24 protein-coding genes are annotated in these 24,650 nt (G+C 71.1%); 18 read left to right on the top strand and 6 right to left on the bottom strand.

The window, feature by feature from the left end:
* The first annotated feature begins 55 nt into the window (after positions 1–55).
* A complete protein-coding gene (locus NQO67_RS03965; RefSeq protein ID WP_255946332.1) occupies positions 56–697 on the top strand; it encodes a hypothetical protein in 642 nt (213 codons plus the stop codon).
* A 36-nt stretch (positions 698–733) separates the two neighbouring features.
* On the opposite strand, the gene NQO67_RS03970 is transcribed toward NQO67_RS03965, so the two are convergent.
* On the bottom strand, positions 734–2,002 hold the full coding sequence (locus NQO67_RS03970; protein WP_255946334.1) for an ROK family transcriptional regulator: 1,269 nt from the start codon (positions 2,000–2,002) through the stop codon (positions 734–736).
* A 660-nt stretch (positions 2,003–2,662) separates the two neighbouring features.
* On the opposite strand from NQO67_RS03970, the gene NQO67_RS03975 reads away from it, so the two are divergent.
* The 8 genes from NQO67_RS03975 to NQO67_RS04010 all read left to right on the top strand — a co-directional run bounded on the left by NQO67_RS03975 (position 2,663) and on the right by NQO67_RS04010 (position 10,023).
* Positions 2,663–4,357, top strand: coding sequence for an ABC transporter substrate-binding protein (locus tag NQO67_RS03975; RefSeq protein WP_255946336.1), 1,695 nt, complete (start codon positions 2,663–2,665; stop codon positions 4,355–4,357).
* Positions 4,358–4,451: 94 nt separating this feature from the next.
* Positions 4,452–5,441 carry an ABC transporter permease gene (locus tag NQO67_RS03980; RefSeq protein ID WP_255946338.1) on the top strand — a complete coding sequence of 330 codons (990 nt, stop codon included), beginning with the start codon at positions 4,452–4,454 and terminating at the stop codon, positions 5,439–5,441.
* 20 nt (positions 5,442–5,461) lie between these two features.
* Complete coding sequence (locus NQO67_RS03985; RefSeq protein ID WP_255946340.1) at positions 5,462–6,445, top strand: ABC transporter permease; 984 nt, start codon at positions 5,462–5,464, stop codon at positions 6,443–6,445.
* Entirely contained in the window at positions 6,442–7,458 is a 1,017-nt protein-coding gene (locus NQO67_RS03990) for an ABC transporter ATP-binding protein (protein ID WP_255946342.1), read from the top strand. The genes NQO67_RS03985 and NQO67_RS03990 overlap by 4 nt, the downstream gene beginning before the upstream one ends.
* Positions 7,455–8,363 (top strand): ABC transporter ATP-binding protein, encoded by a 909-nt coding sequence (locus NQO67_RS03995; protein WP_255946344.1) that lies wholly within the window; start codon positions 7,455–7,457, stop codon positions 8,361–8,363. Before NQO67_RS03990 ends, NQO67_RS03995 begins: the two co-directional genes overlap by 4 nt.
* A 53-nt stretch (positions 8,364–8,416) precedes the next feature.
* Positions 8,417–9,328, top strand: coding sequence for a bifunctional helix-turn-helix transcriptional regulator/GNAT family N-acetyltransferase (locus tag NQO67_RS04000; protein ID WP_255946346.1), 912 nt, complete (start codon positions 8,417–8,419; stop codon positions 9,326–9,328).
* A gap of 51 nt (positions 9,329–9,379) precedes the next feature.
* A complete protein-coding gene (locus NQO67_RS04005; protein WP_255946356.1) occupies positions 9,380–9,757 on the top strand; it encodes a nuclear transport factor 2 family protein in 378 nt (125 codons plus the stop codon).
* A gap of 143 nt (positions 9,758–9,900) precedes the next feature.
* On the top strand, positions 9,901–10,023 hold the full coding sequence (locus NQO67_RS04010; RefSeq protein WP_255946358.1) for a hypothetical protein: 123 nt from the start codon (positions 9,901–9,903) through the stop codon (positions 10,021–10,023).
* Positions 10,024–10,163: 140 nt separating this feature from the next.
* Here the strand turns inward: NQO67_RS04010 and NQO67_RS04015 are convergent, their stop codons facing one another.
* A complete protein-coding gene (locus tag NQO67_RS04015) occupies positions 10,164–12,422 on the bottom strand; it encodes an alpha-galactosidase (protein ID WP_255946360.1) in 2,259 nt (752 codons plus the stop codon).
* A 342-nt stretch (positions 12,423–12,764) separates the two neighbouring features.
* On the opposite strand from NQO67_RS04015, the gene NQO67_RS04020 reads away from it, so the two are divergent.
* The 3 genes from NQO67_RS04020 (at position 12,765) to NQO67_RS04030 (ending at position 15,885) form a co-directional block, all read left to right on the top strand.
* On the top strand, positions 12,765–13,700 hold the full coding sequence (locus NQO67_RS04020) for a LacI family DNA-binding transcriptional regulator (RefSeq protein ID WP_255946362.1): 936 nt from the start codon (positions 12,765–12,767) through the stop codon (positions 13,698–13,700).
* A gap of 278 nt (positions 13,701–13,978) precedes the next feature.
* The gene (locus tag NQO67_RS04025; protein ID WP_255946364.1) at positions 13,979–14,806 is read left to right on the top strand and encodes a pectate lyase; all 828 of its coding nucleotides are present in this window, start codon (positions 13,979–13,981) and stop codon (positions 14,804–14,806) included.
* A 290-nt stretch (positions 14,807–15,096) separates the two neighbouring features.
* Positions 15,097–15,885 (top strand): alpha/beta fold hydrolase, encoded by a 789-nt coding sequence (locus tag NQO67_RS04030; RefSeq protein ID WP_255946366.1) that lies wholly within the window; start codon positions 15,097–15,099, stop codon positions 15,883–15,885.
* A gap of 6 nt (positions 15,886–15,891) precedes the next feature.
* Here NQO67_RS04030 and NQO67_RS04035 read toward each other — a convergent pair whose 3' ends face one another.
* Together NQO67_RS04035 and NQO67_RS04040 are read right to left on the bottom strand one after the other, a co-directional pair.
* Positions 15,892–16,092: a hypothetical protein gene (locus tag NQO67_RS04035; RefSeq protein WP_255946367.1), complete on the bottom strand. Its 201-nt coding sequence runs from the start codon at positions 16,090–16,092 to the stop codon at positions 15,892–15,894.
* A gap of 138 nt (positions 16,093–16,230) precedes the next feature.
* Positions 16,231–17,025 carry an SDR family NAD(P)-dependent oxidoreductase gene (locus tag NQO67_RS04040; protein ID WP_255946368.1) on the bottom strand — a complete coding sequence of 265 codons (795 nt, stop codon included), beginning with the start codon at positions 17,023–17,025 and terminating at the stop codon, positions 16,231–16,233.
* A 145-nt stretch (positions 17,026–17,170) separates the two neighbouring features.
* On the opposite strand from NQO67_RS04040, the gene NQO67_RS04045 reads away from it, so the two are divergent.
* From NQO67_RS04045 to NQO67_RS04070, 6 genes are all read left to right on the top strand, one after another.
* Positions 17,171–17,932 carry a Clp protease N-terminal domain-containing protein gene (locus tag NQO67_RS04045; RefSeq protein WP_255946369.1) on the top strand — a complete coding sequence of 254 codons (762 nt, stop codon included), beginning with the start codon at positions 17,171–17,173 and terminating at the stop codon, positions 17,930–17,932.
* Between the two features lie 204 nt (positions 17,933–18,136).
* Entirely contained in the window at positions 18,137–18,904 is a 768-nt protein-coding gene (locus NQO67_RS04050) for an N-acetyltransferase (protein WP_255946370.1), read from the top strand.
* A gap of 133 nt (positions 18,905–19,037) precedes the next feature.
* The gene (locus tag NQO67_RS04055) at positions 19,038–19,667 is read left to right on the top strand and encodes a histidine phosphatase family protein (protein WP_255946371.1); all 630 of its coding nucleotides are present in this window, start codon (positions 19,038–19,040) and stop codon (positions 19,665–19,667) included.
* A gap of 10 nt (positions 19,668–19,677) precedes the next feature.
* Entirely contained in the window at positions 19,678–20,412 is a 735-nt protein-coding gene (locus NQO67_RS04060) for a chloramphenicol phosphotransferase CPT family protein (protein ID WP_255946372.1), read from the top strand.
* Positions 20,413–20,421: 9 nt separating this feature from the next.
* Positions 20,422–21,132, top strand: coding sequence for a YwqG family protein (locus NQO67_RS04065; protein WP_255946373.1), 711 nt, complete (start codon positions 20,422–20,424; stop codon positions 21,130–21,132).
* 167 nt (positions 21,133–21,299) lie between these two features.
* Positions 21,300–22,385 (top strand): cation diffusion facilitator family transporter, encoded by a 1,086-nt coding sequence (locus tag NQO67_RS04070; protein ID WP_255946374.1) that lies wholly within the window; start codon positions 21,300–21,302, stop codon positions 22,383–22,385.
* Positions 22,386–22,408: 23 nt separating this feature from the next.
* On the opposite strand, the gene NQO67_RS04075 is transcribed toward NQO67_RS04070, so the two are convergent.
* Positions 22,409–23,335 carry a DUF8832 domain-containing protein gene (locus NQO67_RS04075; protein ID WP_255946375.1) on the bottom strand — a complete coding sequence of 309 codons (927 nt, stop codon included), beginning with the start codon at positions 23,333–23,335 and terminating at the stop codon, positions 22,409–22,411.
* 636 nt (positions 23,336–23,971) lie between these two features.
* Positions 23,972–24,592 carry a flavodoxin family protein gene (locus NQO67_RS04080; protein ID WP_255946377.1) on the bottom strand — a complete coding sequence of 207 codons (621 nt, stop codon included), beginning with the start codon at positions 24,590–24,592 and terminating at the stop codon, positions 23,972–23,974.
* Positions 24,593–24,650 lie beyond the last annotated feature (58 nt).

The raw sequence follows: 24,650 nt of genomic DNA on the forward strand, positions 1-24,650 counted from the left end.
TATCCATGAGGCGGCACACGCCGTGGCGGCAGGGCGACCCGGACAGGGGGCACGGATGAACCTTCAGGAGGCCATGAGCCGGTACCGGACCCTGGTGCTCGAAGGCCGTGACGGCCTCGACCGGGACGAGGCGCTCACCGAACTGACCCACGGCGGGTTCCACATCCGGCGCATCGCCGGCACCCTGCACCACCTGGACCCGGCCCGGCCGTACCGCGAACTGCTCACCGGCTCCGAACGGCTCGCCCTCGACGGCGGCATGGTCCGCGAACTCGTCTACGGACCGCTGCGCCGCGGCCACTCCCGGGTCACCTGGATCCAGGCCCTCGACTTCGCGGAGGCCGTTGCCGAGCGCGACGGCGCCCTGCTCCACCTGAAGCAGGCGCCCGGCATGGCGAACACCTGCGCCGCGCCGGCCATGGCGATCCGATCCCGCACCCACCCCGCGGCCACCACGAGCACCACCACCGGGCCCGACGGGATCGGCGCGTCCGGGCGGATCGGCGCAGCCGACCGCATCGAGGAGGGCGACGAGAGCGATCGAGGTGAGGAGGTCGACGCGGCGTGCGCCGCGTACGACCGGGCCTTTCGCACCCTCGCCCAGCACGTTCCCATCGTGACCATCCCCGCCGCTACCACCGCTTCGGGACGGCGGATGTCCGGAAACACGGGGGAGCGGTTTCCCGTCTCTCGGTAGCTTTCTATGGCAGCCGAAGTTAGTCGCGGGCCTCGATCAGTTCGCCGACGCGGGTTCTCGGGAGCCCAGGCGTCCGGGCAGGCGGAGTCCCTCCCGCAGTGGCACCAGCTCGGTCTGTAGCACCAGCGTCGCCGCGCCGATGGCGGGTGCGGCCGCTGCGGAGGTGGAGAGTTGGACGTCGATGGGGTGCGTGGCGCGGGCGAAGAAGGAGCGGTCCAGCTCGTCGCGGACCACGGGAAGGTAGATCGAGCCGGCGGAGGCGAGGCTCGGGCCGGTGAGCACCAGCAGCTCCAGGTCCATGATGTTCGCCAGGGTGCGCGAGGCCACCGCGAGATAGCGTGCCGAGCGCTCCAGCAGGCCGCGCGCCGTGCTGTCGCCGCGTCGCGCTGCCCGGGTCAGCGCGGCGAAGTCGGCCGCGATCCGCTGCTGGTCATCGGCCTTGGCCAGCCCCGCGGCGCGGGCCAGACGGCCGTCCGCACGGGCCTCGGCCACCACGGCAGCCGGCCCGGCCAGGGCCTCCGTGCAGCCGCGCGCCCCGCACCAGCAGACGGGCCCGGCCACGTCGAGACAGATGTGGCCGATCTCCCCGGCGTTGCCGCTGGCGCCGCGGTACACCACGCCGTCGATCATCAAGCCGGTGCCGATGCCGGTGCCGCCCATGTACACCGCGGCGAAGGTGCGGGAGGTGCCCACCACTCCTGACCAGTGCTCACCGAGGGCGGCCGCGGTGGCGTCGTTGTCCAGCACCACCGGGAGCCGGGCGGCCTCGGACAGCGCCTGGTCCAGCGGGAAGTCCTCCCAGTGCCGCATCACGGGTGGCGTGAGCCCCATGCCGCTGGCCGGGGTGAGCGGCCCGGGGGAGACCAGGCCGATCCCGAGGACCCGGTCCGGGTCCACCCCGGCACCGTCGATGAGGGAGCGCACTTCGCGGGCCATGCGGGCGACGACCGCGGGTGGCTCCGCCGTGCCCGCACCGGCGCGTGCGATGCGCGAGACCACCGAACCGGCCAGGTCGGTGAGGACGTAGGTGATGCCGGCGTGGTCCAGCTGCACCCCGACCGCGTACCGGGAGGTGTGGTTCAGGCGGAGCAGGACCCGCGGCTTGCCGCCCGTCGACTCGGCCCTGCCGATCTCCATCACCAGGCCGTCGTCGATCAGCCGGCGCACCACCGTGGAGATCGTGGCGCCGGTGAAGCCGGTCGCCTGGATGAGGCCGACCCGGCTGATCGTGCCGGCGGCCCGGATCACGTCGAGCACCGCCGACCTGCTGCTGGCATGGTGGGTGCCCCGTACGGGACCTGTCACGTCGTCCTCCGACAAGGCCGCCGGCCGCCCGGGTGGGGCGGGCCGAGTGGCGATCGCAGACCTTTTCTTCGGCTCGTAAACATACCTGCCCACACTCCGTCCCGATCAACATCACATCCCGCCCGCGTGCGCGGTCCCACCCACCGGACACGCCGTCAGGCCGCGCCACCTGGCCCGACCGTCGAGCGGATCCGCCGGACGTGCAGCTGGGGCAGCCCGGACGTGCTCCCGAAGCTGCGGGAGTTGTCGAACGGGGAGCCGCAGGTGTCGAACGGGTTCCTCGTCCTGAGCCCAAGCCTCCCCGCTGCTCCCCGAGAACGCGACCGCCCGGACCGCTGAGACCGCACCGGAGCAATCTGGCGCACCCTCACGACGACGCCCCTCGCACGGCCCGCGCGAAGGCTCCCGCAAGGGTCCCCACCAGCGCTTCAGTCACCTCCGACCCGGGAGCTCACAGCACCTCATCACCCGGAGAAGCGGCGGCCGTTGACCATGTGCACCGACCGCCGTCAACCCCGGTCGACTCGTCCTCGACGGACCCGTTCCCACACCCTTGACTTTGTTTCTTCGGGAGATTAACAATCCGCTGACGCGCCAGCCATGGACGGTTGTGGAAGCGGTTGCAGCTGCGCCCGCCGATCCATCAGGAGAGGATCAACGATGTCCGTGCACACCAGGGTCGGCAGGGGACGGCGCGTACGCGGCGCCGTCGTGGGGGTCCTCGCGGTGGCGCTGAGCGCGGCCGGTTGCGCCGGGTCCTCGGACGGCGGGGGCGGCAAGAACGCCGACACCCTGATCGCGTACACCGGTCAGGCGGGCGACTACCAGTACAACTTCAACCCGTGGTCGCCGACCCACATCGGCGGTGGGGGCACGATCTTCGAGCCGCTCTTCTACTACAACGTCGCCCGGCAGATGGACCCGGTGCCGAGGCTGGGCACCGCGTTCCAGTGGAACGAGGACGGCACCCAGCTGAAGATCACGACCCGTGCCGGGGTGAAGTGGACCGACGGGCAGAAGTTCACCGCCGCCGACGTCGCGTTCACCTTCAACATGATCAAGAAGAACAAGACGATCAACAACACCGGCTACGACGGCACGGCCAAGGCCGTCGACGGCACCCACGTGGTGGTGGACTTCGACAAGCCGGCGTTCATGGACGGCCCGCAGATCCTCGGCAAGTTCTTCATCGTCCCCGAACACGTCTGGAAGAAGTACGCCGACCCGGCCACGAACACGGTCAAGAACCCCGTGGGCACCGGTCCCTACAAGCTGGGTGACTTCAAGGCGCAGGCGTTCACCCTGACGGCGAACAAGGGCTACTGGGGCGGCGCGCCCAAGGTCAAGAACGTCCGTTACATCGCCCTGTCCGGCAACCAGTCCGGCGCTGACGCCCTGAAGGCCGGCCAGGTCGACTGGATGACCGGACCGGTGCCCGGCATCGAGAACGTCCCCAAGAACTACCCGGGCTACCAGTCCATCACCACCCCCCTGAACCAGACGGCCCTGTTCACCTGCTCCAACACCGACCTCGGCTGCAAGGGCCCGCAGACCGACCCGGCGGTGCGCAAGGCGATCTACTACGCCCTGGACCGCACCCAGGTGAACAAGCTGGCGTTCGACAACACCTCGAGTGAGATCTCGCCCGGCGGCGTCATTCCCGGCCGCGACAAGAAGTACGTCTCCGGCAAGCTCTCGGAACATCTCGCCCCGATGTCCCCGCAGCTGAGCAAGGCCACCGGCATCCTCGAGGCGGCCGGGTACACCAAGGACTCCAAGGGGTTGTACGCCAAGAACGGCGAGGAGCTCTCGCTGACCGTCAAGGTGGTCTCCGGCTGGACCGACTACATCACGGCCGTCAACACCATGGCCCAGCAGGTCAAGAAGGCCGGGATCAAGCTCACCATGCAGCAGCAGTCCTGGAACGAGTGGGCCGACGCCCGTGGCCAGGGACACTTCGAGCTGCTGATCGACGCGCTGACCCAGGGCCCGGCGCCCGACCCCTACTTCGCCCTGGACTACTTCTTCGACGGCAAGAACACCGCCGAGGTCGGCAAGACGGCCAACCCGAACTTCAGCCGGTTCAAGAACGCGAAGGTCGACACGGCCCTCGCCAGGCTCAAGACGATCAACCAGGACGACACCGCCGCCCGGCAGGCCCAGCTCGACATCATCCAGACCGAGATCGAGAAGAGCCTGCCGTACATCCCGGTGCTGACCGGCGGCACCACCTCCGAGTTCAACACCGCCAAGTTCACCGGCTGGCCGTCCGCGAACAACCTCTACGCGTTCCCCGCGGTGTGGTCGACGCCCGATGACTCGCAGGTGTACCTGCACCTCAAGCCCGCCAAGTGACGCCGGACACGACCCGATTCGGGGCCCTGCCGTCCGCGGCCGGGCCCCGCCGGATGCTGCGCACCGACCAGGCGCCCGTAAGGAGCGGCACCGCATGAGGTACTTCGGCCGGAAGATCGGCTTCTATCTCGTGGCCCTGTGGGGGGCCCTGACCCTGAACTTCATCATCCCGCGGCTGATGCCGGGCAACCCGGTGGACATCCTGATCGCCAAGCTTCAGGAGCACGGCGGCACCGTCGGCCCTCACGTGCGGCGCTCCTACGCGCTGCTGCTCGGCACCGACACCGACGAGCCGATCTGGAACCAGTACGTCGCCTATCTGGGCCACATGGCCCACGGCGACCTCGGCGTCTCCGTCAGCGCCTTCCCCGCGAAGGTGTCCGACGTCATCTCCCAGTCCCTGCCGTGGACTCTCGCCCTGGTCGGCCTGTCGACGTCGATCTCGTTCGTGGTGGGCATCCTCATCGGCACGATCGTCGGCTGGCGGCGCGGCACCTGGCTGGACTCCGCGGTGCCGGCGACCACCGTGCTGGCCGCCGTGCCGTACTTCTGGCTGGCGTTGATCTTCGCCACCGTGTTCGCCTCGGCGCTGCACTGGTTCCCGCTGCTGGGCGGCTACGACGTGACCCTCACACCCGGCTGGAACGCCCCGTTCATCCAGTCCGCCATCAGCCACGCGGCGCTGCCCGCGCTCACCATCGTGGTCTCCTCGCTCGGCGGCTGGCTGCTCGGCATGCGGAACATGATGGTGGCCACCGCCTCCGAGGACTACATCCTCACCGCCCGCGCCAAGGGCCTGCGCACCAGCCGCATCATGCTCCGCTACGCCGCCCGCAACGCGGTGCTGCCCTCGATCGCCGGCTTCGCCACCTCGCTCGGCTTCGTGGTCTCCGGCTCGGTCGTCACCGAGCAGGTGTTCTCGTACCCCGGCATCGGCTCCAAGCTGCTCCAGGCCGTGCAGAACAACGACTACGCCCTGATGCAGGGGATCTTCCTCGTCATCACGGTGGCCGTGCTCGGCGCCAACTTCGTCGTGGACCTGCTCTACGGCGTGATCGACCCCCGTACCCGATCCGGTACGTGAGCAGGGAAGGAAGCGTCACGGTGACGAACATCAGCACCCCACCCGGCGTCGTGGGCGAGGCGTTCCCGCCCGAGCCGGGCGCGCCGGTGCCGGCCGGCGGCGGCGCGCCGCGCAACGGCTGGCGCGCCCTGCTGCCGCGCTGGTCGCCCAAGTTGGGCGTCGGGATCGGCCTCGTGGGCGCCATCGCCCTCTTCGGCATCTTCGGCCCGTTCTTCGCCGGCGACCCCGACACCATCAGCAACATCGGCCTGACCCCGCCGGGGGGCGGCCACCTCCTCGGCACCACCCAGACCGGGCAGGACGTCTTCGCGCAGCTCACCCACGCCACCCGCGGCTCCTTGCAGATCGGGCTGCTGGTCGGCGTCATGGCGACCCTGCTGTCCGCCGTCTTCGGTGTCGTCGGCGGTTTCGCCGGAGGCATCCTCGACGAGGCGTTCTCGCTGTTCTCCAACGTCATGCTGGTCATTCCCGGGCTGCCCCTGGTGATCGTGATCTCCGGCTTCGTGCCGGTGAAGCAGCGGGGCAGCTGGACCATCGCCGTGGTGCTCGCCGTCACCGGATGGGCGGCCTCCGCGCGGGTGCTGCGCGCCCAGACGCTGTCGTTGCGCGGCCGGGACTACGTGGCCGCCGCCCGTGTCGCGGGGGAGAAGCCCTGGCGGATCATCGGCGTGGAGATCCTGCCGAACCTGCTGCCCGTGCTGGCCTCGCAGTTCGTCTTCGCGGTCGTCCTGGCCATCCTCAACGAGGCGGGGCTGTCCTTCCTCGGCCTCGGCGCCGCCAACTCCGAGACGCTGGGCACGATGCTCTACTTCGCACAGAACGGGTTCGCCCTGCAACGCCAGGCGTGGTGGTGGTTCGTGCCACCCGGCCTGGTCATCGCCCTGTTCGGCTGCGGCCTTTCGCTGATCAACTTCAGCCTCGACGAGATCATCAACCCGCGGCTGCGGACCGCCCAGGTGCGGCGACGGTGGCTGCGGCGTACGGCAAGGAGCGTGGCGTCATGAGCCTGCCCGCCACCGGCTCCCGTGGCGCCCGGCCGTCGGACGGCCCGACCGACGCCGTGCTGACCGTCGACCACCTCGACGTCGTCTACCGCGCCATCCCGCAGGTACACGCCGTCAAGGACGTCTCGCTCACCCTGCGGCGCGGCGAGATCCTCGGCCTCGCGGGCGAGTCGGGCTGCGGCAAGACGACCCTCGCGTACGCCGTCAACCGGCTGCACGAGCCGCCCGCCGAGGTGACCGGCGGCACCGTGACCTTCCATGACCGCGACGGCACCGACATCGACCTGCTCGCCCTCGGCGACGAGCCGCTGCGCCGGTTCCGCTGGGACAAGCTGTCCATGGTCTTCCAGGGCGCCATGAACGCGCTCAACCCGGTGCTGTCCGTCCGGGCCCAGCTCGACGACGTGCTGCGCACCCACCGCCCGCGGATGACCAGGGCCGACCGGCACGCCCGCTGCACCGAGGTGCTGGAGCTGGTGGGCGTGGACCCGGCACGGATGAACGGCTTCCCGCACCAGTTCTCCGGCGGCATGCGCCAGCGGGTGATGATCGCGATGGCGCTGCTGCTCGACCCGCAGGTCATGATCATGGACGAGCCCACCACGGCGCTCGACGTGCTGGTGCAGCGCGGCATCCTCCACGAGATCCTGCGGCTGCGCCACGAACTCGGCTTCGCCGTCATCTTCATCACCCACGACCTGCCGCTGCTGCTGGAGCTCAGCGACCGTATCGCCGTGATGCTGCGCGGCGAGGTCGTCGAGTACGCCGCGGCGGACGAGCTCTACGCACGCCCGAGCCACCCCTACACCCGGCAGCTGCTCGGCTCCTTCCCGAGCCTGACGGGGGAGCGCGGCGGGTTCCTGCGCACCGGCGACGGAGCGGCGACCGCTGAACCGACCGGGTCCGGCGAGTCGGCCGCGTCGCCCGGGTCCACCGTGGCCGGCGCGACACCGGACGCGGTCGGCACCGAAGCCGGCGCGCCCGGCGCACAGCTGACGAAGGAGCAACCATGACCACCCTCGAGGTGCGGGACCTCGTCAAGGACTTCCACGCGCGCTCGGGCTTCTCACGCAGCACGCTGCGCGCCGTGGACCGGGTCTCGTTCCGGTTGGCGCCGGGCCGCACCGTGGCCCTGGTGGGCGCCTCCGGGTCCGGGAAGTCCACGGTGGCCCGCATGATCGCCCGGCTGGAGCGGCCCACGTCCGGGCGGATCACGGTGACCGACGACGACGGCCACGAGGTGCAGCGACGCCACTACCGCGACCACGTCCAGATGGTCTTCCAGGACCCCTTCGCCTCGCTCAACCCGTTCCACTCCATCGAGCACCACATCGCCCGCCCGCTGCTGCTGCACGGGCGCGCCAAGGGCCCCGACGACACCCGTGCGCACGTTCGCCACCTGCTGGAACGCGTCAATCTCAGTCCGGCCGACGACATCGCGCACCGCAGACCGCACGAGCTGTCCGGCGGGCAGCGCCAGCGGGTGGCCATCGCCCGGGCGCTGGCGCCCGGCGCCCGGGTCGTCATCGCCGACGAGCCGGTCTCCATGCTGGACGTCTCCAGCCGGCTCGGCGTGCTGAACCTGCTGGCCCGCCTGCAACGCGAGGACCGGCTCGCGGTGCTCTACATCACCCACGACCTGGCCACCGCCCGGCACTTCTCCGACGACATCCTCGTGATGTACCGGGGCCGGATCGTCGAGCGGGGCCCGGCCGACGACGTCATCCTGCGCCCCCGCCACCCGTACACCCGGATGCTGGCCGCGGCCTCGCCCGATCCCGAGGCCCGCGGCCGCCGCTTCACCCGTGATGACGTCCCCACCGCCCTCCCGGACCCGGGCGAGGCCGCCTTCGACCACCACACGGGCCGGTGGACCGCGCCGGACGGCACGGAGCGGCCGGCCCCCGCCGGAGTGTGACGCCGCCCCCGGGTCGTTTGACGCGCCCGTCATTCTCTGACTACGGTCAGAGAATGACGACGGAGCAGGTGGCGCAGGTGCGACGCTTCAACCGGACGGTCGCCGAGCGCGTGGGTGTGCTGAACGACCACTACCTGGGCGGCGCGCGCCCGTACGGGCAGGCCCGGCTGCTCTGGCAGATCGGTGACGAGGGCACGCACGACGTCCGTAGCCTGCGCGACCGGCTCGGCCTCGACTCCGGCTACGTGAGCCGTCTGATGCGGGCACTGGAGCGCGACGGTCTGATCGCCGTGGAGCCGCACCCCCGCGACCGTCGGGTGCGCACCGTACGGCTGACCGAGGCCGGACGGGCCGAACGCGCCCTCCTCGACGACCGCAGCGAGGCGCTCGCCGCATCGCTCCTCGGTCCGCTCGACGCCCGGCAGCGGGACCGGCTCACGTCCGCCATGGCCGAGGTCGAGCGACTGCTGACCGCCTCCGTGGTCTCCGTGGAGGTGCTCGATCCCGACCACCCGGACGCCGCGTACTGCCTGCGTGCCTACGCCACCGAGCTGCACGAGATCTTCGACGGCGGCTTCGACCCCCAGAACTCCCTGCTGCCCGATCCGGCCGAACTCCGCGCGCCGCGCGGCCTGTTCGTCGTCGCCCGGCTGCACGGCGAGCCGGTGGGCTGCGCCGGGCTCAAGCTGCCGGCCGGAGCACCCGCCGAGATCAAGCGGGTGTGGGTCTCGCCCGGCACCCGGGGACTCGGCCTGGCCCGCCGACTCCTCAGCGAGCTCGAAGAGCGTGCCGCCCGGTGCGGCCGTGATCTGGTCCGGCTCGACACCAACAAGGCCCTGGAGGCGGCCACCCGCCTCTACCGCTCCAGCGGCTACACCGAAGTCCCGGCCTTCAACGACGAGCCGTACGCCCACCACTGGTTCGAAAAGCGGCTGACCCCCACCACACGGAGGCAAGAACCCTAGAGGGGACGGCCTGGGGCGGACCTGCATAATGCGGACCTGCATAATGCAGTCATGGATCATGAGACCGCACGGATGTTCGTCGACTCCTGGGTGAAGGCGTGGAACGCGCACGACCTGGACGCCCTGCTGGCGCACTTCGCCGACAGCGTGACGTTCCGGTCGCCGGTGGCCGCGCAGCTGCTCGGCGGTGACGGAGTCATGCGCGGCAAGGACGCGCTGCGCGGCTACTGGGCGGAGGGCCTGCGGCGCATCCCGGACCTGCGGTTCGAGGTGGTCGGCGGCTACGTCGGTGTGGACTGTCTGGTCATCAACTACCGCAACCAGAAGGGCGGCCTGGTCAACGAGGTGCTGATCTTCGACGGCCCGCTGGTCACCGAGGGCTACGGCACCTACCTCGGCGCGGACGACAACCCGGCCGGAGCCCGCTGATCCCGTTCCGGCCGTATCCGGACTGAGCTTCGCCCCTGCCGGCGCCGGACGAGTGGCCGACTCGCCGTGGGACCGGGGGAAGGCCGGACGCCGTCCTACGGGCACGTTGTTCCGCTGGGCCACCACGCCCACGCTTCCGGGGGATGATTCTCGTGCGGGTCTCGCGTACCGTCCTGGCCGTTCTCGTCGCGCTGCCGCTGGTGGTGGCGGGGGTGTTCGGCTGGGCCGTCAGCAGCCACAACGGCCGCTGCCCGGAGTCGGACTGAGGTGGTGGGGCGGCCGGCCGGACCCCCGCAGGCCCCGCACCGACCGCCCTCACCGGCCCCGTCGGTACACGTACACGTGTACTTACAGGCACGTACTCACGGGCGGGTACTCACACATCGGGTACTCACACATCGGGTGCTCACACCCGCGTCGCCCGGATCAGCACCAGCCGCTCCGGGAACAGCACGGGCGCCTGCACCCCGGCGGACGACAGGGCACGGCCGGGCAGGATGATCCCTTCGGGGGTCCACCAGGGCAGCGGGATGGTCCAGCGCTGGGCGATGCCGTCCGGGACGTCGCCGGGCGGCTGCGGGCGTACCCGGTACCGGGCCTCGGGGTCCAGGCCCGGCAGCCGGACCGGGCCGGTCGGGTACAGCTCGGACGACGCGTGGGCCACCAGGGCGTACAGGGCGTCGCAGCGGTCCTCGGCGACCACGCCGTGCAGGTGGTAGGCGGGGTCGGGGTGGTCGGCGTGCACCGCGGTGCCCGAGTGCAGCAGCGGGCGCAGCTCCTTGTACAGCGCCACCCACGCGGCGAGCCGGGTGCGGTCCTCCTCCGGCGCGGCGGTCAGGTCCCACTCGATGCCGAAGTGGCCGAACAGCGCGGTCCCGGCACGGAAGTCGACGACATGGCGGCGGCCCGTGGTGTGCGCCGGCGCCGGGCCGATGTGGGTGCCCATCAGCTCCAGGGGGATCAGCGCGTTCGTCCAGCGCTGGATCTGCTGGCGCTCCAGCGCATCGTTGCAGTCCGACACCCAGACCCGGTCGGTGCGTTGCAGGACCTCCAGGTCGACCCGCCCGCCACCGGACGAGCAGGACTCGATCTCCAGACCGGGGTGACGCTCCTTCAGCTCGTCCATCAGCCGGTAGGCCGCACGCGTCTGGTCGTGTACCCCGGCCCGGCCGCTGGCCTGGTGACCGGCCTCGACGAGATCGCGGTTGTGGTCCCACTTCAGGTAGGCGATGGGGTACGTGGTCAGCAACTCGTCCAGCCGCCCCAGGAGGTAGGCGAACGCGTCCGGGTGCGCCACGTCCAGAACCTGCTGGTGCCGGGCCCGGCCGGGTAGCCGGTCGGCCGCCCCGGCCATGATCCAGTCCGGGTGGGCGCGGGCGAGCTCCGAGTCCTCGTTGATCATCTCGGGCTCGACCCAGATGCCGAACTCCATGCCGAGGCCCGTCACATGGTCGATGAGCGGGCCGAGCCCGTCGGGCCAGACCTCGTCGGAGACGTACCAGTCGCCCAGCGCCCGCCGGTCGTCGCGCCGTGCGCCGAACCAGCCGTCGTCCAGCACGAACCGTTCCGCGCCCACCGCTGCCGCGGCATCCGCCAGCTGCCGCAACCGCGCCAGGTCATGGTCGAAGTAGACCGCCTCCCAGGTGTTGGCGACGACCGGGCGGGGGCGCGACGGGTGCTGCGGCCGGGCCCGCAGATGGCGGTGGAAGCGTGCCGACAGCGCGTCAAGACCTACGCCGTAGGACGCGTACTGCCACGGCGAGGTGTACGACGCACCCGGCTCGAGGAGGACCTCGCCGGACAGCAGCAGCTCGCCCGAACCCAGCACCGACACGGAGTGGAAGGTGCGCTCGGCGAACGTGCGGTGGTTGCCCGACCAGGCGGTGTGCACGCCCCACACCTCGCCCGACCGGTTGCCGAACCCGGCGGCGCCGGCGATCAGCAGGTACGCCGCGTCGAAGCCGGTACGGCCGGTGCGGTTCTCGCGCATCCGCAGGCCCTGGGTGAAGGCGGTCCGCTGCGGGCTGCGCTCCCTGAGGTGGTGGCCGCTGAAGTCGAGCAGTTCGGTGGCGACGGACGGCACCGGCAGGGTCAGGTGCAGCGCGTCGACCGTGAACGGGCCTTCGCCGGTGTTCGTCAGCCGGGCCCGCTGCCGTACCAGACCCTCGGCGGTCAGCTCGATCGTCAGCTCCAGGCCAAGACCGGCCGTGTCGTCCCGGGCGTCGACGAGCAGCCGTCCGCCGGCGCCGTCCGCGGAGGGTGAGCCACCAGCCGAGGCGGAGCCGCCGGCCGTGTCCGCGCCCCCGAGCGTGAGCGAGCCGCCCACCACCCGGAACGCCGTGGAGAAGTCCCGCCCGGCCCGGTTGCCCACCAGTCCCGGCGTCCCCAGCCAGCCCGCCGACTGCTCGGGCAGGATGCAGACCTGCACCGGGTCCTCGACCGAGAACCCGACGGGCTGCGGCCGGCAGGCGAGCCGCAGTGCCGCAAGCTCCGCCGCGTCCAGCAGCCCCGGATCGGCACCCCAGTGCACGACCCGGGGCAGCAACCCGTCGGAGAGATCGAGGACGAGACCGACGCCCGCCGCGCGCAACTGCACAAGCCCGCTGTCGGGCAGGCCGGCGAGGCCCGGGGTGGGGGAGTGCGGGAGGGAGGTGTGGGAGGTCATGGGCGAAGGAATCCTCCGGGGAGCGGCATCGGGTGGATGGACGGCTGAAGAGACGTGCGGGTACTTCGTGCCCGGACTTAGTTAATTTAACGGCCTAAGAATGTGTTGCGCCATGCCCGCATCGGCTCCCGTACCGTTGCGGACCGTTTTCACCAGGCGTGCCCCGAACCCTCGTCCGGGGTACCGTCCTGCCGCGAAAACCGCTGGTTCGCGCCGCGTTGTTAGGGTTCCATCGACACCGGCCGGGGTATTCCGCAGGGGGTCCGGCCGGCTTGCGCGGGTCCGGCCCGAGCGCCACGGCTCCACCGCGCCGCCCGGCGCATGACCTTCAGGAGGTGTGCGGTGCGATCCGACGGGGCGGGAAGCGGCCCGGTGGGACTGGTGCTGGCACGGCCGACCAGGCTGCTCGGCGTGGAACCGTTCTTCATGGAGCTGATCGCCGGCATGGAGGAGCGGTTGGTGCCGCGCGACATGCCCGTGCTGCTGCACGTCGTGCCGACCCTCCAGGACGAGTGCGCCACCTACCGGCGCTGGGCCCGGCAGGAGCTGGTCGAGGCGGTGGTGGTGGTCAATCAGGTCACCGACGATCCACGGCCCGCGGTGCTGCGGGAGCTGGGCATCCCGTTCGTCCTCGTCGGCCCGGGAGAGCCGGACGCGGCCGCCGCTTGCGTCCGCACCGATCACGCGACCCCGGTGCGCGACGCGCTCACCCACCTCCTGGAACTGGGCCATCGGCACATCGCCCGCATCAGCGGCCCGACCACCCTGCTGCACACCCAGGCCCGCACCCGTGCGCTCCTCGACGGCTGCCGGGCCGTCGGCCTCGATCCGGTGCTCGTCGAAGGCGACTACTCCGCCGAGTCCGGCGCCCGGCTCACCCGGCAGCTCCTCCAGGGCGGCACACCGCCCACGGCGATCGTGTACGACAACGACGTGATGGCCGTCGCCGGACTCGCCGCCGCCAAGGAACTGGACGTCGCCGTCCCGGACCGCCTGAGCCTGGTCGCCTGGGACGACTCCACGCTCTGCTGGCTCGCCTCGCCGGCGCTCACCGCCATGACCGTGGACGTGCACCGGTTCGGCGAGCTCGTCGCTGAGACGGTCCTGGAGGCCGTCGACGGCGGACCCGTCACCGAGCGGTGGTCCCCGACCGCGCACTACTCGCCGCGCGGCACGACCGCCCCGTGCCGCTTCTCGCCGGTGCCGCTGCCCACCGCGCCCCGCCCAGGACCGACCGTGCCGCCCCGAGACACGGGCGCACGCGCAGGGCGGCGCTGAGCCCCACACCCTGCCGGTACGACGCCCCACCGCACCCGCGACACCACCCGGATCCGGTGCCATGGCCGGCATCACCCCGCTGACCTGGTACGGAGCGGCGTAGTCCACGCAGTGCACGGCAATGTCCACACACGCCGTGGCACAGTCCCGCACGGTCCTTGAACGGCGCGACGGAGACGGCGCCCGAGGATGACGCACCCCCGTCTTGACGGCGCTGTACGGCCCAGGGCCCGGCCGGTCAGCGGTGCGTATCTCCCCCACTCACCAAGGAGAAGTCCATGACATCGATCAGACACCTCCATCGCCAACGGCGGACCTGGGCGTTCCTGGTACCGGTCCTGGCCGTGCCCGCGGCGCTGCTCGCCGCCCCGAGCGCGGCCAACGCCGGACCGCAGCTCACCGCGGTGGCGGCCGGCTGGCCCACGCCGACCGGGCAGAAGGCGGTCTCCTCCACCATCGAGGTCAGCGGCAGCATGGACGGCGGCCTGGTCCGCTACTACGGCAGCGGCGACCTCGGTGACGGCGGCCAGGACGAGGGCCAGGACCCGATCTTCAACCTCGCCAACGGCGCCACCCTGTCGAACGTCATCATCGGCTCGCCCGCCGCCGACGGGATCCACTGCGACGGTACGTGCACGCTCAAGAACGTCTGGTGGGAGGACGTCGGCGAGGACGCCGCCACCCTCAAGGGCGACGACGGCGGCAGCGGCCAGACCATGACCGTCGACGGCGGCGGTGCCCGCAAGGCGTCCGACAAGGTCTTCCAGCACAACGGCCCGGGCAACTTCGTCATCGAGAACTTCCAGGTCGATGACTTCGGCAAGCTGTACCGCTCGTGTGGAAACTGCAGCAACAACGGGTTCGCGCGGCATGTGACGGTCTCGAACGTCACGCTCACCGCACCGGGCGACGCCGTGGTGGGGATCAACACCAACTACGGTGACACCGCCCGGCTCTCCGGGATCACGATCATCGACGACGATGACCACGACATCACCATCTGCCAGAAGTACAAGGGCACCACGAGTGGTGAGCCGAGCGAGATCGGTGAGGGCCCGGACAGCACCAACTGCCTGTACAGCACGTCCGACATCCACTACCAGTAGCGGGCGCAGCACCTGCACGAGCCGCAGGTGCACCACGCGCCCGTCCCGCCGGCAGGGCGACACCCGGCCGGTGGGGTGCCCTGCCTGACCAGCAGGACCGCCTCGCCCGACCGACGAGGCACATCGCTACCGAAGAGGCCGCACCGCGCGGCCGTGTACGACGGGGGTGTCCCGCGGCACGGCCGCGCCGGTGTGTCCGGCACCCGACCCGCGCCCACCCGCGCTGCCTGCCGTCGCCGGCCCGGACCCCGTCCCGTCGGCGTCGCTGCCCGGTGTGAGAACGTGCCGTCATGCCCTTCGCCCAGGCGGCCGACGGTGCCGCGCTCCATTACGAGGTGCACGGCTCGGGACGGCCGCTCGTCCTCCTGAGCGGGCAGGCCAACGACCACCGCTGGTGGGACGCCGTGCGGGACGACTTCGCCGCCGAGTTCACCACCGTCGCGCCGGACTACCGCGGCACCGGCGCCAGCGACCGGCCCGACACCGACACCTACGGCACCCGCGACCTCGCACGCGATGTGCTCGCCGTGCTCGACCACGCCGGCATCGAGCGCGCCCACGTCTACGGCACGTCCATGGGCGGGCGGGTCGCGCAGTGGCTCGCGGCCGACCACCCGGAGCGCATCGACCGCCTGGTGCTCGGCTGCACCTCGCCCGGCGCACCGCACGGCCTGGAACGGGGCCCCGAGGTGCGGCGCGCCCTGGCGCAGCCCGATGCGCGGGCCGCCCGGCGCGCCCTGCTGGAGCTCATGTACACGCCCGGTTGGCTCGCCACGCACCACGGACCGTTCCACACCCTCGGCGACCCGACCATGCCGGGCCATGCGCGACGCCGGCACCGCCAGGCCAGTGCCGGGCACGACGCATGGCAGGCGCTCCCGCGCATCACGGCACCCACCCTCGTCGTGCACGGCACCGACGACACGTTCAACCCCACGGGCAACGCCCCGCTGCTCGCCGAGCGCATCCCCGGGGCGCGGCTGCACCTCGTACCGGGCGCGCGGCACGCGTACTTCGAGGAGTTCGCAGCCGTCGCCACGCCGCCGGTGCTGGAGTTCCTCACGTCCGACGGCACCTGACGCCGCTCACCGGTGCCGGCGCCCGGGATCGTCCGGCGCCGGCCCGCCGGCCTCGGCCGCGCGCGCCCTCAGCGCCCTGAGTCCCTCGGCGATGGGCGTCTGCCGCTCACTGCCGCGGCGCACGCAGGTCAGGATGCGGCGGGAGACCGGCGGCCGGTCGCCGAGCCGCACCCGGACCAGGTCGTGGTGGCGGGCGAGTGGTGCCAACCGGGGTACCAGGCACACCCCCCAGCCCGTGACCGATCAGGGCCAGCACGGCATGCCAGTCGTCGGCGTGGTGCACGGCGACCGGGTGCATCACCCTGGCGTCCGCCGGCGCCGTGGTGTCCCGGGACCGCCCGGTGCTCAGGGCAGGATCGAGTCCACGTACCCACCGTCCACGCGCAGCGCGCCGCCCGTGGTCGCGGAGGCCTGGTCGGAGCTGAGGTAGACCACCATGTTCGCGATCTCCTCCGGTTCGATGAGGCGTTGCAGGAGGGACTGCGGGCGGTGCTCGCGCATGAAGACGCGCTGTGCCACGTCCCACGGCAGATCGCGGTCGACGAGTTCGTAGACGAAGTCCTCCACGCCCACGGTGTGCGTGGGGCCGGCGATCACGGAGTTGACGGTGACGCCGCTACCCGCGGCCTCCTTGGCGAAGCCCCTGCTCACGGCCAGCAGCGCCGACTTGGACATGCCGTAGTGGATCATCTCGGCGGGGATCACCACGGCGGAGTCGCTGGCGATGTACTGGATCCGACCCCAGCCGCGCTCCATCATGCCGGGCAGCAGTGCACGGGTCAGACGCACCCCGGCCAGCACGTTCACCTCGAACGAGCGACGCCAGTCGGCGTCGGTGATCTCCAGTGCGGGCTTGGCGCCGAAGATGCCGAGGTTGTTGACGAGGACGTCGATCTGCGGCAGCTGTGCCACGGCACGATCGGCACCCTCCTGCGTGGACAGGTCGGCGGGCACCGCGACGAAGTCCGAGCCCGGCGCCTCCGCGAACAGCTGGGCCACCGTCGCGGCGACCTTCTCCCTGTCCCGGCCGTTGATCCCGACCCGGGCACCCGCATGGGCGAGGCCCGCGGCGATGGCCGCCCCGATGCCCTGGGTCGATCCGGTGACCAGCGCCGTGCGGCCCGAAAGGTTGACCTGCATCAGTACCCACTCCACATTCCACGTCGTCGATGGATGCTGCACCTCTGCTCCCACTCGATCGTGGATGAGGATCGGCACGGGCGCAGCTTTCCCGACGTGTCAACTCGGGGTTGACACCCCTAGAGTGTCAACCTAAGGTTGCCTCATGGAGCAGCAGCCCACTCAAGCGACCACGTCCGTCCGCCTCGACGACCTGATTGACGCGATCAAGAAGGTGCACACCGAGGCGCTCGACCAACTCACCGACGCCGTCCTCGCCGCCGAGCACCTCGGCGAGCTGGCGGACCATCTCATCGGACACTTCGTGGACCAGGCCCGACGTTCCGGCGCCTCCTGGACCGACATCGGCAAGAGCATGGGCGTCACCCGTCAGGCGGCCCAGAAGCGTTTCGTCCCCAAGGGGCCCGGCAGCCTGTCGGACCTCGACCCCAGCCAGGCCTTCGGCAAGTACACGGTGCGCGCCCGCAACGTGGTGGTCTCCGCGCAGACGGAGGCCCGGGTGGGCAGCCATGACCACATCCTCTGCGCACACCTCGTCCTGGGCCTGCTGAGCGAGCCCGAGGCGCTGGCCGCGCAGGCGATCGTGGCGCAGGGGGTCAGCCTGGACGCGGTGCGGGAGGCGGTGACCGGTGCACTGCCGCCCGCCGTCGACGAGGTGCCCGCCCTCATCCCCTTCGACGCGGGCGCCAAGAAGGCGTTGGAGCTGACGTTCCGCCAGGCCCTGCGCCTCGGCCACAACTACATCGGTACCGAGCACCTCCTGCTCGCCCTGCTGGAGTGCGAGGAGACCGACGGCGGCGGCGTCCTGACCGGCCTCGGCGTCGACCGCGAGGCGACGGAGGCCACCATCCTCAAGGCCATTTCAGCTCTCGTGGCCCGGCGCGCTACGGAGACGGACAAGGACTGACGACCGGCCGGAGCGCGGGACGGCCACGATGCGCCGTGTAGTGCCGTGTGCAGCCGTGTACGGCTGAGGGCATGGCGCAGCCGTCGCCGCCCGCGCTCGATGTCGTCGTCTCCTCCGTCCCTTTGTGCGCAACCATGCCGCGGGCCCTGGGCCGAGCGGGAAAACCGCTGGCCGCACGGGGCGTTCCCATGGCAGGGTCCCGCCGTGACGGAGAAAGACAGCATCGTGATCACCCCGCTGGTGGAGCGCCCATCCCTGGCTTCCCGGATGTACGGGATCGCCGACTCCTGGCCGGCCTTCACCTCGCACGACCCGGTCGCGGACTCCCTGCTCAGCCGGGTGGTCGAGGACTTCCCCCACACGTGCGTGGTGGCGACGGACGGCGACCGGGTCGTCGCCCGTGGGCTGAGCGTGCCGTTCAACGCCGTGCTGGACGGCCGTGAGGAAATGCCGGACACGGGGTGGGACCAGGTGCTCGTGTGGGCGTACCGCGACCGGCGCGCCGGCCATGCACCCACGACGATCAGTGCGCTGGAGATCACGGTGGACGCCGCATACCTCGGCCGCGGCCTGTCCTACCGCATGCTGGCCGCGCTGCGGGACGCCGCCGCCGGGCAGGGCCACACCGCGCTGCTGGCCCCGGTCCGCCCCACGGCCAAGCACCTCGAACCGCGCGTCCCGATGACCGACTACATCCGCCGACGGCGCGACGACGGGTTGCCGACCGACCCATGGCTGCGCGTACACGTCAAGATCGGTGGCAGCATCACGAAGGTGGCTCCGGCGGCGATGACGGTCAGCGGCTCCCTGTCCCAGTGGCGGCAGTGGACCGGCCTGCCCTTCGACGCCGACGGTGACGTCGAGGTACCGGGCGCCCTCGTCCCGGTGCACTGCGACACCACGCATGACCGTGCCGTCTACGTCGAGCCCAACGTATGGGTCCGGCACGAGGTGCATGCCCGCGCCACCTGACCGGCGCCGGCGGACCCGGAACCGCACGGCACGTGTCCGCGTCCGTTGGGACAGCCGGGAGATCGTTCGGGCATCCGGGAGATCGCCTGTAGGGGACTCGCCATGAGTCTCGCCACGAGTAGGGGGAATCGCTGTGACGGGAACGGCCGCCCGCCATCTCTACCTCACGCGGCACGGTGAGGCTGCACCGGACGAGAGCGAACTGACGGACGTCGGACGCCGGCAGGCCGTACTGCTGGGTGAGCGACTTCAGGGGAGCCCTCTCTCGGTGGTCCATCACGGCCCCCTCCCGCGGGCGGAGCAGACGGCCAGGCTGATCCGTGACCAGCTCGACGACGTTCCCCTGCACCGGTCCGAACTGGCGGGTGACTACCTCCCCTACCTGCCCCGGCGCGAAGAGCTTCCGCGGGAAACGGCCGATGACACGCTCGCCCGGCTGTCCCGGTTCCCGGCCGACGAACGCAGGAAGGGGCCGGAGCTGGCCGAGGCGGCACTCGCCCACTTCACCGGACCTGTGGTCGGTGACGAGCCGCGCCATGAACTGCTCGTCACCCACAACTTCCTCATCGGCTGGCTCGTCCGAGCCGCTCTCGAGGCCCCGAGGTGGCGCTGGATGGGTCTCAACCACGCCAACGCCGCACTGACCGTCATCCGTTACGCACCGGGCCGGCCCGCTTCCGTGCTCGTCTACAACGACACGGGGCACCTTCCCCCGGAACTCCGCTGGACCGGCTTCCCGCCCGACCTCCGCCCAGGCTGGTGAAGGAGGTGTGATGCCCGGAGGAGGAGACCACGAGGAGCCTGAGCCGGCCGACCGCGGCGGCGACCCCGCTGCCACGCAGACCGGACTGATCATCTTTTTGAACGGTACATCCAGTTCGGGCAAGTCCAGCATCGCCAGGGAACTGTTGCAGATCCTGGACGCGCCCGGGCCTGCGCTCGAGCCTGCGTCCGGACCTGCGTCCGGCCCGGGTCCCGGGGCCTACTTCCACATGCCGGTGGATGCCTTCCATGCGCTGCGCAGTCGCAGGGAGGTCAGCGCGGAAGCGCTGCCCGGTGTGCTGCGGCGTACGTGGATGGGCTTCCACCGCGCGGTCGCCGGTATGGCCGCGGCCGGCAACAACGTGGTGGTCGACCATGTACTGAGCGAGGAGTGGCGTCTGCTGGACTGCCTGCGGCTCTTCAGCGCCAGGAACGTCGTCCTCGTCGGCGTGCGGTGTTCGCTGGAGGAACTCCGGCGGCGTGAGCAGGCACGCGGTGATCGCCCGCCCGGGCTGGCGGCGCGGCAGTTCCAGCACGTCCATGCGCATGGCCTGTACGACGTCACCTGCGACACCACCACAGCCACCGCGCTGGAGTGCGCCCGGCAGATCAGGGCCTTCCTGCCGCAGCGGCCGACCCCGACGGCCTTCGAACAACTTCGAAGGAAGCTGCTTCCCGACCTGCCGGGCGCGGGCCGAGAGGCCGTGACGTCACGTCGTCCCGGCGTTCCCCCGGCAGGCCCATAAGGTGAGCGGATGATCGAACCTGATGGGTGGGACACACCGGCGGCGCTGCCTGCGCACGCCATCGAGGTGGGCGGTGACGCGACGGCCCGGCCGACGCGGAACTCGGTGGGCGGCTGGCCCTTCCTCGACGAGGGCCAGGAATGGCCGGAGTGCTTCTGCGGTCAGCGGATGGTGCTCTTCTTCCAGCTCGACATCCCCTCGGACCTGGAACCCTTCGCCGGAGATCACCTGCTGGTGTTCCACTGCCGTGCTCACAACGACGCCTCCGAGCCCGAGCTGTCCGACGGCCGGCTGGTGTCCCGCTACTGGGACGCTCCCCAGCTGCCCTATCCGCGCCCGTTCTGGCGGATACTGCTCCAGCGCGAGGCCGCGCTCCCGACGCCGGAGCCCGAACCGTCGCTGCGCGCCGCGGCGCTCACGCTCCGGCCCTTCACGGACGTCCCCGGTGGGCAGGGCAAGGGCTCCCAGACCTTCAAGGTGGGCGGTGCGCCGTCCTGGGCACAGTTTCCCGAGCACTACACCTGCGCGTGCGGCGCCGAGCTGGTGTACGTGTGCCAGGTGCCGGAGGGCATGGAATTCGCTGCCTGTCCCGGCCAACCGGAGCAGCCCTACAGCGTCGGCGCGGACACCTACAACCTGTTCCTCGGTAACGAGGTCTACCTGCTGGCCTGCCCTGCGCACTGCGACCCGGCTGCGGTCTGGCCGGTCAACCAAAACTGACCAGCGGCGCCGGTCCGCATTTTCGTTCTCGTTCACACGGTTTTGTTTCCGCAGGTCAGAGAGCTGTTATAGGAGATGACAACGGTCATCAATACAGCCTTTGGCGAATGCGTCGATGGTGCGTTTCACTACGGCGAGCCGTCAACGCAAGGGGGGATACGTACGACATGAGCGACCACCACCACGACCACGATGCGGGCCACCAGGGCGGAAGCCACGAGCATGCGCACGGGCAGGCGCACGGGCATGGACACGGAGCCGGTGGGCACGCGGGGCACTCCCACGGCGTGTCGGCGGACGCGGACCGCCGCTGGCTGGCCATCGCGCTCACGCTCATCACGGTGTTCATGGCGGTCGAGGTCGTCGTCGGCATCGTCGCCGGCTCTCTGGCGCTCATCTCCGACGCCGCGCACATGCTCACCGACGCCGCGTCGATCGTGCTCGCCATGGTCGCCATGCGGTTGTCCGCACGTCCGGCCCGCGGCGGCTTCACCTACGGGCTCAAGCGCGCGGAGATCCTCTCGGCGCAGGCCAACGGTCTCACCCTGCTCCTGCTCGGGGCCTGGCTGGCGTACGAGGCGGTCCGCCGGCTCATCAGTCCCCCCGCGGTCGAGGGCGGACTGATGCTCGCCGTCGCGCTCACCGGCATCGTCGTCAACGTAGCGGCCACCTGGTGCATCTCGAGGGCCAACCGCACCTCCCTGAACGTCGAGGGCGCCTACCAGCACATTCTCAACGACCTTTTCGCGTTCGTCGGAACCGCCATCGCCGCGCTGTTCGTGCTGCTGACGGGCTTCGACCGCGCCGACGCCATCGCCACGCTCGTCGTGGTGGCCCTCATGGGCAAGGCGGGATACGGGCTGGTGCGCGACTCCGGCCGGATCTTCCTGGAAGCCGCTCCGGTCGGCTTCGACCCCGACGCGATCGGCGACGATCTCGCCGCGCAGCCATCCGTGGTGGAGGTCCATGACCTGCACGTCTGGACGATCACCTCGGGCGAACCCGCCCTGTCCGCACACGTCCTGGTCGAGCCGGGCGGCGACTGCCACGCCGTGCGTCGGCACTTGCAGAAGTTGCTGCGCGAGAGCCACGACATCGGCCACGCCACGCTCCAGGTGGACCACCTCGGAGAGGACAGCCAGGCTGCCGACGAGCTCCTCCAGATCAGAACGCCACCTCGGAACGCCGATCCGGGCGAGCACTGCGACGACGCCCACGGGCCGGTCCACCGGGCCGGACCGCACGAGCACTGACACCCGCGGGCGCCGTCGCCTTCTCAGCCGACGTGCAGCGTCAGGGCTGTGGTGTGGAGCTTGCCACCGGTCTGGAACTGGAGGAACAGCCGCCAGTTGCCCGCGGTGGGCAACTCGGCGTGGAAGGGCAGTCGAGGCCCGCCATGGCCGGCGTCGACCCCGGTGGTCGGGTGGAGGTGGGCGAACGCCGAGTCGCCCTCATGGAAGGCGGTGAGGTGGGCGTAGCTGTCCAGGTAGGGCTCGAGGTTCGTGACGGGCGCGCCGCCCCTGGAGACGCTGACGGTGAGCGGATGTGCCATCCCCGCCATCAGTTCGCCCTTGACGGTGACGGTGTACCCGTCGACCTCGGCAGACGCGGCGGGCGCGGGCAGCGGGGTCTTCGTGGCGTTGCCCGGGACGGTGACGGTACGGCTGAGCACGAAGTCCTTCCCCTTTCCGGGCCCGTCGGCGGGGGTGAAGGAGGCGAACATGCGCCAGCTGCCCGGGGTGAGGGAAGCGAGGTCGGCACTCCAGGTTCCGCTGTCGGCCATGACCGGATGGACATGCTGGAAGCCGGTCAGATCCGAGCGGACGGCGTAGAAGTGCATCCGCTTGGTCTGGTCGAGGGAGAAGCCGGTGACCGGTGAGCCGTCCGGTCCGTTCACCGTGAACCGGTAGGCGACCGGCTCGCCGGCGGGGAGGTGCGCGTCCTGGGAGGCGAGGCGGTAGCCGTCCTTGCCGGCGGACAGGCCGTTGCCGGTGGCCATGGTGCCCATGCCGGGCATGCCGTCCGTCGACGAGGTGGCCTTCGGCGAGGCGGGCGCCGTGGTCTTCGTGCCGTGGTCCATGCCGGGCATGGACGAGGAGTCGTGGGAGGTGCCGCAGGCCGCCAGCGCCAGTGCAAGGGCGGCTACAGCGCCGGCGGCCGTGATGGAGCGACCGGGGCGGGTGAAACGCGAAAATGCGGACATGTGTTCGAGTTGCTTTCCGGGTGGCGCGCCACACCGGTGGCGCGCGAGAAGGACAGGGCTCGGAGCCGGACCCGGTCAGGAACCGGGGCCGGCGATGCCCGTCACGTCCGCGCGACGCACACCTGAAAGAGGAGATCCCGCCCGCGTTCCGGAGGCCCACGCCGTCTTGTCCCGCCGGTGGCTCGCAAGGCCGTCGGTGACCACGTGGCCAGTGCCGCGACGGCACCTGCGGTGAGCAGTGCGGGGGTCGGCAGCGGATGGTTGTGCACACGGACGGGGGTGGAGACACACGTCGCACCGTGCGTCCCCGTCTCGTACGCTGCCTGGGCGGCGGGGGCGCCGTGCCCGGCCGTGCCGTGCAGGTCGGTCCGGGCCATGGTCGAGGAGGCGTGGCCGGCCTGCATGGGTACGGCGGCGGGGCCCGTTCCCCCGTGGCATCCTCCGATCGCCGTGGCCGGGGAGCCGTGCATGAGGAACAGGCCGAGGAGGATCGCGCACAGTGCAACCAACCGGGCGGTGCCCTGCCGGTTCACACGTCCGCCGTCCACTGACGTCCCTTCCGTCTGCCGCGTACCGGGTGGCCGTGACCTCCACAGCCCCACGCGCACCACGATACCCCTCCCCGGTACCGCGGTGTCAGGAGCCGACCATCAGTCCCTCGGGTGCCGTCCCGAGCTGAGCGTGCTCATACGGGAAGCGGGCGAGTGGGGCTTCGCCGCTGAAGAACGTCTGGGCCCGGACCATCGCCTGCTCGTCCCTGGTCACCTGCCCGGGCCGGGAGCCGTTGCCGAGGAGCACGCCTCCGAAGCGCATGCCCATATAGGCCGCGGTGTGGTGCAGGGTGAGCACCAGCGGCCGAGCCACCACCTCTTCACGATGCGCCATCGCCGTCACGCCCCACAGCGTGCGCCCCGCCATCTGTGCCTTGAAGCTCGGGTCGGGGGAGGCCAACCACTTCGACCAGTAGTCGAGGTAGCGCTTGGCGTAGGACGACAGCGAGTACCAGTACAGCGGCGAGACGATCACGATGTCGCTGGCCGCCAGCGTCGCCTGGCGCAGCAGCTCCTCGTCCTGCTGCTCCGGCCAGGGCGCGTCGGCATGTCGCGCGTCGACGTAGTCGGGAAGACGGAGCCGGGTCAGGTCCAGCCAACGCTGCTCGACGGTGCCCGGCAGCCGCTCTGCCGCGGTCCGGGCCAGCTGCTCGGTGTTGCCGTCCGCGCGGGCGCTGGCGAGCAGAAAGAGGAACGAACGGGTCAACGTGGCCTCCAGCCGCGTGGGTGGGTTCGCCCGATCCAACCCTGATCGAGGTCGCGGT

Source organism: Streptomyces odontomachi (assembly GCF_024435355.1).
GTDB lineage: Bacteria > Actinomycetota > Actinomycetes > Streptomycetales > Streptomycetaceae > Streptomyces > Streptomyces odontomachi.

Coding starts and splice junctions, on each gene's coding strand:
- NQO67_RS03980 (WP_255946338.1), top strand. CDS start 4,452: ATGAGGTACTTCGGCCGGAAGATCGGCTTCTATCTCGTGGCCCTGTGG.
- NQO67_RS04025 (WP_255946364.1), top strand. CDS start 13,979: ATGACATCGATCAGACACCTCCATCGCCAACGGCGGACCTGGGCGTTC.
- NQO67_RS04030 (WP_255946366.1), top strand. CDS start 15,097: ATGCCCTTCGCCCAGGCGGCCGACGGTGCCGCGCTCCATTACGAGGTG.
- NQO67_RS04040 (WP_255946368.1), bottom strand. CDS start 17,025: ATGCAGGTCAACCTTTCGGGCCGCACGGCGCTGGTCACCGGATCGACC.
- NQO67_RS04010 (WP_255946358.1), top strand. CDS start 9,901: ATGATTCTCGTGCGGGTCTCGCGTACCGTCCTGGCCGTTCTCGTCGCG.
- NQO67_RS04000 (WP_255946346.1), top strand. CDS start 8,417: ATGACGACGGAGCAGGTGGCGCAGGTGCGACGCTTCAACCGGACGGTC.
- NQO67_RS03990 (WP_255946342.1), top strand. CDS start 6,442: ATGAGCCTGCCCGCCACCGGCTCCCGTGGCGCCCGGCCGTCGGACGGC.
- NQO67_RS04045 (WP_255946369.1), top strand. CDS start 17,171: ATGGAGCAGCAGCCCACTCAAGCGACCACGTCCGTCCGCCTCGACGAC.
- NQO67_RS04005 (WP_255946356.1), top strand. CDS start 9,380: ATGGATCATGAGACCGCACGGATGTTCGTCGACTCCTGGGTGAAGGCG.
- NQO67_RS04075 (WP_255946375.1), bottom strand. CDS start 23,335: ATGTCCGCATTTTCGCGTTTCACCCGCCCCGGTCGCTCCATCACGGCC.
- NQO67_RS03995 (WP_255946344.1), top strand. CDS start 7,455: ATGACCACCCTCGAGGTGCGGGACCTCGTCAAGGACTTCCACGCGCGC.
- NQO67_RS03975 (WP_255946336.1), top strand. CDS start 2,663: ATGTCCGTGCACACCAGGGTCGGCAGGGGACGGCGCGTACGCGGCGCC.
- NQO67_RS04060 (WP_255946372.1), top strand. CDS start 19,678: ATGCCCGGAGGAGGAGACCACGAGGAGCCTGAGCCGGCCGACCGCGGC.
- NQO67_RS04065 (WP_255946373.1), top strand. CDS start 20,422: ATGATCGAACCTGATGGGTGGGACACACCGGCGGCGCTGCCTGCGCAC.
- NQO67_RS04070 (WP_255946374.1), top strand. CDS start 21,300: ATGAGCGACCACCACCACGACCACGATGCGGGCCACCAGGGCGGAAGC.
- NQO67_RS03965 (WP_255946332.1), top strand. CDS start 56: ATGAACCTTCAGGAGGCCATGAGCCGGTACCGGACCCTGGTGCTCGAA.
- NQO67_RS04015 (WP_255946360.1), bottom strand. CDS start 12,422: ATGACCTCCCACACCTCCCTCCCGCACTCCCCCACCCCGGGCCTCGCC.